A 14,231-nucleotide genomic window follows, 5' to 3' on the forward strand; every position below is an offset into this window, starting at 1 on the left:
CATGGTCAAATATATACTAAAACGTGTTGGCTATATGATTATTACACTTTTTATTGTAACATCGCTTACCTTTTTCCTCATGAAGCTAATTCCAGGTAGTCCTTTTAATAACTTCGAAAAGCTATCTGAAGTTCAGCGAAATATTTTGCTGGATAAATATGGCTTGAACGACCCCCTGCCTGTTCAATATTTTAACTATATGATGAACTTGGTAAAAGGGGATTTAGGAGTTTCCTTCCAATTTGATAATACCCCTGTGACAGAACTTATTGCTAATCGCCTTGGACCTTCTGCACAATTAGGTTTTCAAGCAATGGTTGTAGGCTCAATTTTAGGTATTTTATTAGGTGTAATTGCTGCTCTAAAGCAAAACACTTGGATAGATTACGGTTCTACTTTTATCGCAGTAGTTGGTAAATCAATCCCATCATTTATTTTTGCTGGATTAATGCAGTATTATATTTCGGTAAAGTTAGGCTGGCTTCCAGTAATGTTATGGAAAGGACCTGAATATACAATTCTTCCTACTATTGCACTAGCGATGTTTCCAATCTCGATTGCAGCGCGTTTTATGCGTACTGAAATGGTTGAAGTATTAGGGTCTGATTATATAACTTTGGCGAGAGCTAAAGGTGCGAGCCGCTGGCAGATTAGCTTTAAGCATGCTTTAAGAAATGCGTTAATACCTGTAGTTACTGTTTTAGGGCCATTAGCTGTTAGTTTAATGACTGGCTCACTTGTTATTGAGCAAATTTTTGGAATCCCAGGAATTGGTGAGCAGTTCGTTAAATCTATTAATATGAATGATTACCCCGTTATTATGGGTACTAACATTTTATTTGCGGTCCTATTTATCGTAGTAATCTTAATTGTTGATATTCTTTATGGAATCATCGACCCACGTATTCGTGTATCGGGGGGGAAAACTAAATGAGCAACAAAGACATAACAATTTCAAAGGATATGTTTGCTCCTGTCCATATTGATCCATCAAAAAGTGAAAAGATTGCCAAACCAAGTTTGAATTTCTGGCAAGATTCATGGCTAAGAGTCAGGAAAAATAAAGGTGCTGTAGTCAGCATGGTCATTCTAGTTATAATGATATTAATGGCCTTTGTTGGTCCAATGATTACGCCATATTCTTACGATACGCAAAACACAAAACATAATAATTTACCACCGCGAATTCAAGGTTTAGAAGATGTTCACTGGCTTCCTTTTGATGGAACATTGTCAAGAAGAGATGGTACTGTTTATAACGCGTATGAAGTTCGTAAAGTGGATGCCTATTATTGGTTCGGTACGGATAATTTAGGCCGAGATCAATTTGCACGTGTTTGGAAAGGTACACAAGTATCGTTATTTATCGCTTTTATGGCTGCGTTAATCGATATGGCTATTGGGGTTGCATATGGAGCCATATCGGGTTATCTAGGTGGACGAATAGATAGTGTAATGCAGAGGATTATCGAGGTTATTGTGGGTATTCCGAACCTGATTGTTGTTGTATTGATGATACTCGTGTTAAAACCAGGTATTATCCCAATTATTATTGCCTTAACCATTACAGGATGGACTAGTATGGCTCGTGTGGTACGTGCGCAAGTATTAAAATTTAAAGGTCAAGAATTTGTACTTGCAGCAAAAACCTTAGGTGCGTCAAATTCGTCTATCATTTTTAAACACATGATTCCAAATATGTTTGGAGTAATTATTATTAATACGATGTTTTCTATCCCGAATGCCATTTTCTTCGAAGCATTTTTAAGTTTTATCGGGTTAGGATTACAGGAACCTCATGCATCTCTTGGAACATTAGTAAATGCAGGATTTAAATCTATGATTGCTTTTCCTTATCAAATGATTATTCCTTCCATTATGATTGCGTTAATCATGGTATGCTTCAACCTTGTTGCAGACGGATTACGTGATGCATTGGATCCAAAAATGCGTGATTAGAAGGCAGGTGGATGTAAATGGAGAAAATTTTAGAAGTTAAAGACTTAAATATATCGTTTCATACTTTTTCAGGAGAAGTTAAAGCTATCCGTGGCGTAAGTTTTGATTTATATAATGGTGAAACCTTAGCTATTGTAGGTGAATCTGGTTCAGGTAAATCTGTAACCACGAAATCAATCATGCGTTTACTTCCTGAGCACAATTCAGAGATTAAAGGCGGACAGATTTTATTTGGTGGTAAGGATTTAACAAAATTAAAAGATAAAGACATGCAAAAAATCCGTGGAAAAGATATATCAATGATTTTTCAGGATCCGATGACATCTTTAAATCCAACTATGAAAATTGGCAACCAGATTATGGAACCACTTATTAAGCACCAAAACATGAGCAGACACGCAGCAAAGGAAAGAGCAATTGAATTATTAAAGCTAGTTGGTATTCCTAAGGCGGAGTTACGTGTGGATCAATATCCGCATCAGTTCTCTGGTGGTATGAGACAAAGGGTTGTTATCGCTATTGCTTTGGCATGTAACCCGAAAGTACTCATTGCGGATGAACCTACAACTGCACTTGACGTAACCATTCAAGCACAAATTCTTGAATTAATGAAAGATTTGCAAAAGAAAATTGATACATCAATTATTTTTATTACACACGATCTCGGTGTGGTGGCAAATGTAGCTGACCGTGTTGCTGTTATGTACGGAGGAAAAATAGTTGAAATTGGGACTGCTGATGAGATTTTCTATAATCCAAAGCATCCGTATACATGGGGATTAATTAGTTCGATGCCTGATATGGATACCCAAGATGATGAACTATTCTCTATTCCGGGAACACCACCAGATTTATTAGATCCACCAAAAGGGGATGCGTTTGCCCCACGTAATCCATTTGTAATGAAGATAGATTTAGAGCAAGAACCACCGTTCTTCAAAGTGTCGGATACGCATTATGCTGCAACATGGCTGCTGCATCCAGATGCACCAAAAGTCGAACCGCCAGCTGCTGTTCTAAGACGGCAAAATCAATTTTCTGGTAATGCTGATTTAGTCAAAGTCGGAAATGCTGGTCAAGCTTCATTCCCTGAAAATAAGGAGGGGAAATAAATGGCTGTAAATGAAAAATTACTTGAGATCAAAAATCTCAAGCAATATTTTAATGAAGGTAAAGCAAATGAAGTAAAAGCTGTTGATAATGTATCCTTTGATATTTATAAAGGTGAAGTAATGGGCCTTGTTGGTGAGTCAGGCTGTGGTAAATCCACAACAGGACGTACAATTATCCGTTTGTATGATGCTACTGGTGGAGAAGTTTTATACGATGGAGTAAATGTTCATGGGAAAAAATCAAAGAAACAATTAAAAGAATTCAACCGAAAAATGCAAATGATCTTTCAAGACCCTTATGCATCTTTAAATCCTAGATTAAAAATAGCAGATGTTATTGCCGAGGGAATTGATATTCATGGTTTAGCAAAGTCTAAGGAAGACAGGATGGAGCAAGTATATGAGCTCCTAGAAACCGTGGGCTTGAATAGAGAGCATGCAAACCGTTATCCACATGAGTTTAGTGGTGGTCAGCGTCAACGGATTGGAATTGCACGTGCCCTTGCTGTTCAACCTGAATTTATAATTGCTGATGAACCGATTTCCGCACTGGATGTTTCTATCCAAGCTCAGGTTGTAAACCTGATGAGAAAACTGCAAAAAGAGAAGAGCTTGACCTATCTGTTTATTGCTCATGATCTTTCTATGGTTAAATATATTAGTGATCGGATCGGTGTTATGTATTTTGGTAAAATGGTCGAGCTTGCATCTGCGGATGATCTCTATAAAAACCCACTTCATCCTTATACACAATCACTTTTATCAGCAATTCCATCACCAGATCCAATCAGTGAACGGACTCGTAAACGGAAATCGTATGACCCGGCAAGTCATAATTACGATCCTAATGAACCAGTGGAATTTAGAGAAGTTACACCTGGTCACTTTGTATTATGTTCTGAGAAAGAATTCAAACAATACCAAGCACAATCTAGATAATCATAAAAAAACGATCTCGCTTTTGAGATCGTTTTTTTTTACCTGTTAATGGCAATATTTAAGGGTTCTTATTTCCGATTTCCCCCAACTGTTTTCCATCCAGTCTGGTATTTGGCACTTTCATCAACAAATTCACTTCGATTTTTACCACCGAATACCTTCTCACCAAAACTGTTCGTAATAACACCCATTAAGGCTGTGATTCCTACAATTAATAAAGCAACAATCGTTAAATCCAATATGTATGAGCCCATGGTAATAACCCCTCCCTTAATTAGATATTTGTGGTGCAAATTTAATATCCCCTACTTTATTGTAAAAGAACTTACCGTTGATTTAAAGAGGAAATTAAATTACATCGACAAGTTTTCAATAACCAAATGAATGCGTTTTCATTTCGATTTTATAATTGAGAATAGATTTAAGGTTTAATTCTCTTGAAAGTAGGGTAACTCAATCTTATAAGTAATTTATTTCATGAAGACCCTCGTTTTATCAATTATTGTAGGCGAACATTATAACAGATGAATAATTATGAGTGCAAAAATACAGATAAATTAATTAAAAAATATGAAACTTTTAGGTGAATTATTCGTCTAATATAGTATAATCGAAATTTTTGAATGTTTTGCTCTAACAATATTTTTTGGAAAAAGGGATACCCTTTTAAGAAACAGTGGTGTATAATCAATGATATAAATTACTTATTTATAATTATTATTGAAATTGGTATTACCTGATTATAACCAAATCGTTTGATTCAATATAATGGATATTAAATAATAGTCTCAATTAAAAGAGGAGTGTGAAGATCGAATGGTAACACTATACACTTCACCAAGTTGTACATCATGTAGAAAAGCAAAATCGTGGTTAGAAGAACATGAAATTCCATACACAGAGAGAAATATTTTCTCAGAACCATTAACCATGGAAGAGATTAAAGAGATTCTTCGAATGACCGAAGATGGTACCGATGAAATTATTTCTACTAGATCAAAGACATTTCAAAAATTAGACGTTAACCTGGATGCCATGCCGTTACAAGATTTATTTGGGTTAATCAAAGAAAATCCAGGGCTATTACGACGCCCGATCATCATTGATGAAAAGCGATTACAGGTTGGGTATAATGAGGATGAAATCAGACGGTTCCTTCCAAGAAGAGTCAGAACATTCCAGCTGCGCGAAGCACAGCGAATGGTTAATTAAATAAATAGGCCTTCATTTAGGAGGTCTTTTTTTGTATTTAAAAATTATAGGTTATTATTTGTAGTTTCAGTGTGACTTTGCTACAATAAAAAGAATATCGTACTGCTAATTTAGGCATTATCACGGTTTTTAGATTTTAGCCTTTTTTATTTCCCTTATTAGTACTTTTATCATAAAATAAAGTACACGAGTATTTACTTTTAGCCCTTTGATAATTCTTTTAGATATAAGTAAATGCTAAGGCAGTATCTGCTTGGGGGTATTTAGTCCCTTCAATCTGGCAAACGGAAGGGAGAGGTTTAGATGGAGATTGAACGCATTAATGAAAATACAGTAAAATTTTACATTTCATATGGTGATATAGAAGAACGAGGCTTTGACCGTGAGGAAATCTGGTACAATCGGGAACGAAGTGAAGAACTCTTTTGGGAAATGATGGATGAAGTTCATGATGAAGAAGAGTTTGTTATTGAAGGCCCTCTATGGATCCAAGTTCAAGCACTTGATAAAGGGTTAGAAATCCTGGTTACTAAAGCACAACTATCAAAGGATGGTCAAAAGTTTGAATTACCCATTCCAAATGACAAACTAAAAGATCTTCCGGTTGATGATCACATTGATGAGATTCTGGATCATCATTTCAATCCTAATCATACAGATGAGGAAGATATATTGCATGAGGAAGAGACCTTAGAATTCCTTATCGGTTTTAGAGATTTTGAGGATGTCATTAGTTTATCTAATCGGGCAGGTTTAGATGACTTAGTCACAAGGCTTTATCATTTTGAGGGGAAATATTATCTATTTACAGAATTTCCTGAAGACTTATTTGAAGAAGATGAAATTGATGATATATTAAGTATTTTGCTTGAATACGGTTTTGAGACACAACTTACGATACATCGAATTCAAGAGTATGGGAAAGAGATAATTTCTGATAATGTTTTTGTTGAATTACGAAAACATTTCCGCTAACTAATGAACCGATTTCAATTTTGAAATCGGTATTTTTAGCATTAATTATTTTGGAAATAAATTCTGGCAGGTGAGGACACTGAAAAACACGGTAAGGGTTATTCTATTTTTGTTGGTATTATCCATACTTTGGTTTTTCTTTAAGGATCGTTTAGCTAGTGGAATATTTGGAATCCTGAGTGTACTTGTTACACTGTCGGTCATATTCATAGGCTTTGTAATTTTCCTTGAAAACCGCCGCCATCCAACACAAACGATTACATGGTTAGTCGTATTAGGCAGCTTTCCGTTGGTTGGTTTTATTTTTTACCTCCTCTTTGGAAGAAACTATCGTAAGGAAAAGATGTTTAGAAAAAAATATTTCCTAGATAAGCAAGCTTTTTTGACTGTCGAAGGGGAAGAAGATCCGAGAAATGATGAAAAACTTAGTTTAATGGGTGAACATCAAGGGAAATTATTTAACTTGGCTCAAAAACTAGGGAATAGCCCAATCTCCTTTGACACTGCTACAAAAATATTAACAAACGGTGAGGAAACCTTTCAGCATATTATTGAGCAATTAAAAAAGGCTAGACATCATATCCATCTGGAATATTATATTGTTCGTCACGATCATATTGGGCAGGAAATTAAAAATCTACTGATTGAAAAAGCCCATCAAGGTGTTAAGGTACGTTTTTTATATGACGCAGTGGGTTCTTGGCAGCTTTCAAAATCTTATATTAGTGAACTCAAAAATGAGGGGATTGAAATGGTCACGTTTGGACCTGTAAAACTCCCGTTTTTAAATAATAAATTTAATTTCCGTAATCACCGTAAAATGATCATCATTGATGGAAATATCGGCTTTGTAGGCGGGCTAAATATTGGAGATGAATATCTGGGGAGAAATAAACAGATAGGGTTCTGGCGTGATACTCATTTAATGCTTCGAGGAGAGGCAGTAAGAACGCTTCAGTTAATTTTTTTACAAGACTGGTATTATATGACCAATCACAGTTTCTTAACGGCCGAATACCTATCACCTCAGATTGATCATGAAAGTCATGGCGGGGTACAGCTCATTGCTGGAGGACCGGATAATGAGTGGAGTGTGATTAAGAATATTTTTTTCTCCATGATTGCAAGTGCAGAGAAATCAGTTTGGATTGCCTCCCCTTATTTTATTCCTGATGAAGACATTTTTTCAGCCATAAAAGTAGCTGCACTTAGTGGCATTGATGTACGACTTCTTGTACCAAATAAACCGGATAAACGGATTGTCTTTCATGCATCAAGGTCTTACTTTCCAGAACTTTTGGACGCAGGGGTTAAAGTTTATGAATATGAGCGGGGGTTTATGCACAGTAAGATTGTCATTGTTGATTATGAATTGGCCTCGATTGGTACATCCAATATGGATATGAGGAGTTTCCATTTAAATTTCGAGGTAAATGCTTTCTTATTCCGTACAAATAGCACACAACAGCTCGTTGAGGAATATTTAAATGACCTTGAATTTTCTAAACAATTGGATAAAGAAACCTTTGATGGCAGACATCTTGGTTTTAAGGTACTGGAATCGACGGCGAGACTACTTTCGCCATTGCTCTAAACTATAAAAAAATTCGTCAAAATTGGCGAGTTTTTTTTATGTTATAAAAGGTTTTTATCGAATTTTGACGAATTTAGATAGAGAAAGGAGGAGTGGAATAATTGTTAACGGCTCAAACAAAAATGGGTGAATGTATCTGTCTTGGCCTTGATTACAAAAAAGATTTTCTTTTAGAACTTCGCAGTAAGGAAGAATTTTTTTGCCCTGTTTGTGGGGAAAGCGTTTTGCTCAAATTAGGCGATCAGCGCATATTTCATTTTGCCCATAAGCAAGGCGGAGTTTGTCATGATTTTTATGAGAATGAATCCATTTATCACATGGAGGGCAAACGTCAACTGTATCAGTGGCTGGTGAAACAAAAGATCCCTTCAATATTAGAGTACTATGATAAAGAGATTCAGCAGAGACCTGACATAATGTTCAAGTTTAATGGAGAGAAATTTGCATTAGAGTATCAATGTTCAACGATTCCAGAAAGTACACTTATCAAAAGGACCAATTCATATCTTCAAAACGGATATCATCCCATATGGATTATATCTAGCAGCCAAATCCATACGAAAAGAAATAATATGGTTACTTTGTCCAACTTTCAATACCTATTTTTAAGAACATCTACTGCAGGAATGTTTTATATACCTTCCTATTGCCCTGAAAAACAGCAATTTCATTTTATTGGATCCATTTCCCCTTACTCGATAAAAAATGCCTTCGCTCATCATACTTTTTATCCAATCCGAAAAATGAACATGAATGAATTATTAGAACCAAAGAACAACAAACAAATAGATTTTTCTAGTTGGAACAAGCAAATAGAAAAATTTCTTCTTAATTGGACCTTACATCCTAGTAAACAGCATCATTCATTTCTTCATGAAATTTATAAAAGAAACCTTAATCTCTTCCTGCTGCCACCTGAAATTGGCCTTCCAATCCCTCATTCGTTAGTCATTCAAACTTCACCGATTATATGGCAAACCTACTTATTTATTGATTGTATTGACAACAAGAATATTGGTGATTTAATAACCCTGCAGGAAGTATCCTTCCATTTCAATAAAAGGATCCGTAGAAAAGAAATTGTCTTAAGAAATTTACCACAGGTTAAAACAGGGAAATCGGTATATGTGATACTTGATTACCTTTTATTGTTAGAGCAATTAGGTATTATTACGAAAATGGGAGCAAGCACATTTCAATTGAAACAGAAAATATTTATTCCTAGGACAAATCGCGAAAAAGAAGAAGCAAAGGTTTTATTTTTTCAAAAATATCAGCGTTTCCTATCGAATAGATAAATGAAAACTAACAGAAGGGCATACTATAAAAGGTGTAAATAGTTTCCTTTCTGTGAATTGCTAAAAGGAGATTGGAAAGATAAGGAGAATACTATGTAATGATACTTCCTATCACAGGTAAATATAGAATGGAGGATGAAGGATGGCAAATGAAACTGCAATAAAATCACTGCCTGCAAGAAGTGAGATCCCTGAACAAGATACATGGAAATTAGAAGATATTTTTTCGAATGATCAGGAATGGGAAAAGGAATTTCAAGAAGTAAAAAGTCAAATCCCAGGAATTAAAGAATTTGAAGGGAAATTAGGTGAAAGTGCAGAGACGCTATATAAGGCGCTTCAATTTCAAGATAAACTGTTAGAACGAATTGGAAAGCTGTATACATATTCGCATATGCGCTATGACCAGGATACAACAAACTCTTTTTATCAAGGCCTGGATGACAGAATGAAAAATATGTATTCACAAGCTGCCAGCCAACTAGCTTTTATTGTTCCTGAAATTCTTTCTTTAGATGAGAGCCAAGTAACTAGTTTCTTAAGTGAAAAACCAGAATTAAAGCTCTATGAGCATGCACTAGCTGAAATTAATCTGCAAAGACCACATGTCCTCACGGCAGAACAGGAAGCATTGCTGGCAGAAGCCAGCGAGGTAATGGATGCTTCTAGTAATACGTTTGGGATGTTGAATAATGCAGACCTTGAATTTCCATCTATTAAAGATGAAAATGGTACTGAGGTCGAAATTACCCATGGGCGCTATATTCGCTTTTTGGAAAGTGAAGACCCACGGGTAAGACACGATGCCTTCAAAGCTGTATACAAGACATATGGTGATTTTAAAAATACATTTTCAAGTACATTAAGCGGCAATGTGAAGAAGGATAATTTTAATGCACGAGTAAGAAAGTATGATTCAGCTAGACATGCTGCGCTTTCTGCTAACAATATCCCAGAAAGTGTGTACGATAACCTTGTAAATACGGTAACCGACAACCTTCATTTATTACATCGATATATAAAGCTTCGAAAAAATGTACTCGGACTTGATGAACTTCATATGTATGATTTATTTACACCTCTTGTTAAAGATGTAAAAATGGAAATCAAATACGAAGAAGCGAAGGACTTAGTCATTAAAGGATTAGCCCCCCTAGGTGAGGAATATTCAAAAATATTAACTGAGGGCTTTGAAAATCGCTGGGTTGATGTACATGAGAATAAAGGAAAACGGAGCGGCGCCTATTCATCAGGAGCATATGGGACACATCCATACATTCTAATGAACTGGCAGGATAATGTAAATAACTTATTTACGCTTGCCCATGAATTTGGCCATTCCGTGCACAGTTACTATACTCGAAAATCACAACCGTATCCTTACGGCAATTATTCAATTTTCGTTGCCGAGGTGGCTTCGACATGTAATGAAGCACTTTTAAACGACTATTTATTAAAAACAATTGATGATGAACAAAAACGTATATACTTACTCAACCATTACCTAGAAGGATTTAGAGGGACCGTGTTCCGTCAAACAATGTTTGCTGAGTTTGAACATATGATCCATCAAAAAGCACAAAATAATGAAGCCTTAACTGCTGAGGCATTAACTGAAAGTTATTACGCATTAAATAAAAAATATTTTGGCGAAGAAGATATTGTGATTGATGAGGAAATCGGATTAGAATGGGCGAGAATTCCACATTTTTATTACAATTATTATGTTTATCAGTATGCAACTGGTTTTAGTGCAGCTACAGCCCTTAGCAAGCAAATTTTAGAAGAAGGCGAACCTGCGGTGAAAAGGTATATTGACTTCCTAAGTGCAGGAAGCTCAGATTATCCGATTGAGGTTTTGAAAAAAGCTGGAGTTGATATGACTAGTGCAGAGCCAATAAAAAATGCTTGTAAGGTTTTTGAAGAAAAATTGAATGAATTAGAGCAATTATTAACTCAAGCATAATGAAAGGGATGGTGCCAAACTGGCTGCCATCCCTTTTTAAAATCCTCTAAATTTTTTCCGATCGTTAAGATAATTAACGAAGATAAATATTGAAACAAATAATATGGGGATACTTAACAATAAAGGGAAAATCTTTAACAAAGCAAGGATTTGAAGAAAGAAGGCAATTAAAATAAAAACAATCATAAGCATTAAAGGGAATTTTCTCATATAAACAGGCTCCCCTCATAAAAGTGAGTTTTCATTACTCTTACTCCTATGTCTATTGTCCATTCCATGAATTTATGATAATTTGACAATTATGTGAAATAAAACACAAACTTATTGCCGCACTTAAGAATAGCATGCTATATTATATACATGAAGTTGATCACAACAAACACAAACCCCTTTGTTTGACAGTGACAAATTTCTCCCATCCCCTTTGTTCGTATAATAGAAAAATGCCTTGCAGTAAAATCTGCAAGGCATTTTTGTTTATTAAAAAGGCTATGTTAAAGTTTATTGTTTATTATTTTGGCATCCTGTTGATTGGATCGGAAGGCGCGGAAATAAACAGGTTAGTTATACAGAGCTATTGAAACAAATAAAGCACGCCGTTATACGGCATGCTTCATTGTTCGATATATCTCCAAAATGTACCATACTTGGCTGGAATTTGTTCCACCACTTGCTTTAAAAGAAGTTTTTTCATTTCCTTTTCAATTTGTGAAATCGACATATTATAAACAACAGCAATTTCTTTTGATGCTACAAATTTAAAAAATTTCAAAAACGTTTCTAAAGGCGGCGGAGGAGATTGGATTGGTTTTTCAGAAAGCATTTCTTCTAAGATTTGGACATATACCTCATATGGGTAGGAACCTGTAATCTTAATTCCCTCGTCCTCCACATTTTCATTAAAAAATACTAGGGTAGGAATCTCTTGTACATCCATTTCTGAAGTAATTTTCAGATCACATTGGAAAGCTTTTGCTGCACTTTCAGAATGGATATCATACATGAATTCCTCTACATCCAAACCAAGGCTCCGAGCGCAATCTTTTAACACCTCAAGTTTAGAAACATTTAGTTTCTCTAAAAATAATCCCTCTTGGATTCTCCGCAAAAAACGGAGTCCAGCCCGTCGCCCTTGTAATTCTGCTGCTTTTAAAGCAATGGAAACAGTGTAGGGAGAATCGACAGGATTCTCTAACCATAGGCTTCCATCACATGACATTCCTGACCTGCTAGCAGTTTTCTCCCACACCTGAGCGATATTCTCAAAATTCTTTTTCTTACTTATATTTAAATCGGCTAATCGTCCACTTAAAATATGCTTAATTGAAAAATAACGTCCATATTCGATTTGCAACTTCTTTAAAATCGGCTCTAGTGCCCAACATTCAGGACATAAAGGATCAATAAACATGTAAATCTCAATCGGCTTTTTATCACTGCATTGCCGCTTTGCACTCGAAGATTTTGAACTATTCACTATCTTCACCTGTTGTCTCGCCATCGTTAGGCGTATTAATCATGTGTTGTGCCGTAAGATAAAGTCGTGAAAAAAATTCATCTCTTAAGGGACCCTCCAAGCCTATTTTGTCCATAGCTTGTGACATGCATGAAAGCCAGGCTTTGGCACGTTTAGGGGTAACTGGAAATGGCAAATGACGTGCACGCATCATCGGATGGCCATGTTCTTCAGTATACAATGAAGGACCGCCTAAATATTGAGTTAAGAATTGCTTTTGTTTCCGAGCAATTTCTGTAAATTGATTTGGGAATATTGGAGCTAGGTCAGGATGTTGTGCAACAAGGCCATAAAAAGTGTCCACAAGACGGTGTAATGTTTCTTCACCAATGGATTCAAATGGTGAAAGCTTTCTTTCAATCATGTTGCCAACTCCCTTAAATGTAGTATGTAGATTTATTTTATCAATGCATATTTCATATCTCAAATGAATTGCTTTGAAAATGGAAATTTGTCAATTAAACATATTTATAATGTATGTTAAATGAGCAATTCTTAATAGAAAAAGCAAGAATTAGGAAGTTGAAAATAACTCCAATTAAATTATTTCTACATTTAAATACAATTAAGATTCATTCCCATTTGATTGCAGGTATTTTCGATAATAGAAACGGCGAATTTTATTTTCTGTTAAACGAGTAGGGATCTTAAATTGTTCTAGAAGTTCAATAAAGAGTTTCTCTCCATTCTGATAGTTTTCAACCTCATATTCCAATTCATAATCTTCTGTATCTAGATAGATACTATGGTCCAATACCAATAATCCTTGCTGATACTCAAATTCAACTCGTTCTGTTATTAATGAACCAAAGTATTCAATTGTTGAATAAGGGACCTCACTTTCTTCTATAAGACGTTGAATGATTCCTGTTGGAAGTTTTCCCGTACGAATGGCCAATTGTGCATCATCTTCACTGATTGTCTGATTGGTCTCTAGAAGACCGACCGTTGCTGGCTGTTTTAAAGTCATTTCGTAGTTTAAACCTTTTTTACGAATCCTTAGTGCAGTCTCTTTACTCTTTAAAGAAAAATTTGGTGTATCAAAGTAATGGTTTTCCTGTTTGAAAATTTGATTTTTATCCACCTTGAAAAACCTAAGCAATCGTTCATATTCATTTTTAGTTAGGATATTTTTAAATTCAATTTCAATATTTTGCGTCATGTTTTCATCAACCTTTCTAAAGGGATCATCTTTATTAGCTCTTTTCTAACCTCAACATCATCCTTGGGAGAAATCGTGAATTATGCTAAAATAAGGTGGTGAATAATGGAGGTATAAACAATGAAGAAAAGTATTTTAATCGAAAAGTCATACATAATTGAAGAAAAACTAATGTTAGAAACAAATGAGAGCATCCTTGATTTGGTTCCTGGAGAGCAGATTCTTGTAGATTCTGACCAATTTTCTTTCATTTATTTAATGGAAGATAAAGATGATTATACATATATCGTTCTACATGAACAATTCTGGCCGCACTTAAAGATTGCAAATGAAAAACAATTACCTGTTTGGGTTACTTTCAAGGAAGAGAAAAAGGAACTAGAAAACTTCCAGGATGAATTTAATTATGTGCTAACTAATATTTCGGGTAATAGTAATTATGGGAAAGAAATGGTTACAAAAGTAGAGAGCGTATTTTCTTAACATAACTTGTCTTAG

Annotated in this window: 14 protein-coding genes; 10 read left to right on the top strand and 4 right to left on the bottom strand. The window is 35.2% G+C overall.

All coding sequences use genetic code 11. From position 1 onward, the window contains the following. The first annotated feature begins 1 nt into the window (after position 1). Genes opp3b through COJ96_RS08175 form a run of 4 tightly spaced genes read left to right on the top strand, consistent with a single transcriptional unit; the run spans position 2 to position 4,010 of the window. Positions 2-934 carry an oligopeptide ABC transporter permease gene (gene opp3b, locus COJ96_RS08160; RefSeq protein ID WP_098572450.1) on the top strand — a complete coding sequence of 311 codons (933 nt, stop codon included), beginning with the start codon at positions 2-4 and terminating at the stop codon, positions 932-934. After that, entirely contained in the window at positions 931-1,959 is a 1,029-nt protein-coding gene (opp3C, locus tag COJ96_RS08165; RefSeq protein ID WP_098572451.1) for an oligopeptide ABC transporter permease, read from the top strand. The genes opp3b and opp3C overlap by 4 nt, the downstream gene beginning before the upstream one ends. A 17-nt stretch (positions 1,960-1,976) precedes the next feature. Then, entirely contained in the window at positions 1,977-3,071 is a 1,095-nt protein-coding gene (locus COJ96_RS08170; protein ID WP_098572452.1) for an ABC transporter ATP-binding protein, read from the top strand. Beyond that, entirely contained in the window at positions 3,072-4,010 is a 939-nt protein-coding gene (locus tag COJ96_RS08175; RefSeq protein ID WP_098572453.1) for an ABC transporter ATP-binding protein, read from the top strand. It begins immediately after the preceding gene. A 68-nt stretch (positions 4,011-4,078) separates the two neighbouring features. On the opposite strand, the gene COJ96_RS08180 is transcribed toward COJ96_RS08175, so the two are convergent. Then, the gene (locus tag COJ96_RS08180) at positions 4,079-4,264 is read right to left on the bottom strand and encodes a hypothetical protein (RefSeq protein WP_026566142.1); all 186 of its coding nucleotides are present in this window, start codon (positions 4,262-4,264) and stop codon (positions 4,079-4,081) included. A 562-nt stretch (positions 4,265-4,826) separates the two neighbouring features. On the opposite strand from COJ96_RS08180, the gene spxA reads away from it, so the two are divergent. The 5 genes from spxA (at position 4,827) to pepF (ending at position 11,055) form a co-directional block, all read left to right on the top strand. Beyond that, the gene (gene spxA / locus COJ96_RS08185) at positions 4,827-5,222 is read left to right on the top strand and encodes a transcriptional regulator SpxA (RefSeq protein WP_026566143.1); all 396 of its coding nucleotides are present in this window, start codon (positions 4,827-4,829) and stop codon (positions 5,220-5,222) included. Positions 5,223-5,525: 303 nt separating this feature from the next. Further along, entirely contained in the window at positions 5,526-6,197 is a 672-nt protein-coding gene (gene mecA, locus COJ96_RS08190; protein WP_098572454.1) for an adaptor protein MecA, read from the top strand. Positions 6,198-6,276: 79 nt separating this feature from the next. Further along, the gene (gene cls / locus COJ96_RS08195; RefSeq protein WP_098572725.1) at positions 6,277-7,791 is read left to right on the top strand and encodes a cardiolipin synthase; all 1,515 of its coding nucleotides are present in this window, start codon (positions 6,277-6,279) and stop codon (positions 7,789-7,791) included. Positions 7,792-7,892: 101 nt separating this feature from the next. Continuing rightward, positions 7,893-9,089 carry a competence protein CoiA gene (locus tag COJ96_RS08200; protein ID WP_098572455.1) on the top strand — a complete coding sequence of 399 codons (1,197 nt, stop codon included), beginning with the start codon at positions 7,893-7,895 and terminating at the stop codon, positions 9,087-9,089. 142 nt (positions 9,090-9,231) lie between these two features. Then, positions 9,232-11,055 carry an oligoendopeptidase F gene (gene pepF / locus COJ96_RS08205; RefSeq protein WP_098572456.1) on the top strand — a complete coding sequence of 608 codons (1,824 nt, stop codon included), beginning with the start codon at positions 9,232-9,234 and terminating at the stop codon, positions 11,053-11,055. 613 nt (positions 11,056-11,668) lie between these two features. Here pepF and COJ96_RS08210 read toward each other — a convergent pair. From COJ96_RS08210 to COJ96_RS08220, 3 genes are all read right to left on the bottom strand, one after another. Next, positions 11,669-12,556, bottom strand: coding sequence for a ClpXP adapter SpxH family protein (locus COJ96_RS08210; protein ID WP_098572457.1), 888 nt, complete (start codon positions 12,554-12,556; stop codon positions 11,669-11,671). Beyond that, positions 12,525-12,935 (bottom strand): globin domain-containing protein, encoded by a 411-nt coding sequence (locus COJ96_RS08215; protein ID WP_098572458.1) that lies wholly within the window; start codon positions 12,933-12,935, stop codon positions 12,525-12,527. The genes COJ96_RS08210 and COJ96_RS08215 overlap by 32 nt, the downstream gene beginning before the upstream one ends. A gap of 201 nt (positions 12,936-13,136) precedes the next feature. Further along, a complete protein-coding gene (locus tag COJ96_RS08220; protein WP_098572459.1) occupies positions 13,137-13,733 on the bottom strand; it encodes a CYTH domain-containing protein in 597 nt (198 codons plus the stop codon). A gap of 120 nt (positions 13,734-13,853) precedes the next feature. On the opposite strand from COJ96_RS08220, the gene COJ96_RS08225 reads away from it, so the two are divergent. Beyond that, the gene (locus COJ96_RS08225; RefSeq protein ID WP_098572460.1) at positions 13,854-14,216 is read left to right on the top strand and encodes a UPF0738 family protein; all 363 of its coding nucleotides are present in this window, start codon (positions 13,854-13,856) and stop codon (positions 14,214-14,216) included. Positions 14,217-14,231 lie beyond the last annotated feature (15 nt).

The organism is Bacillus sp. AFS073361 (genome assembly GCF_002567005.1).
Taxonomy (GTDB): Bacteria; Bacillota; Bacilli; order Bacillales; family Cytobacillaceae; genus Neobacillus.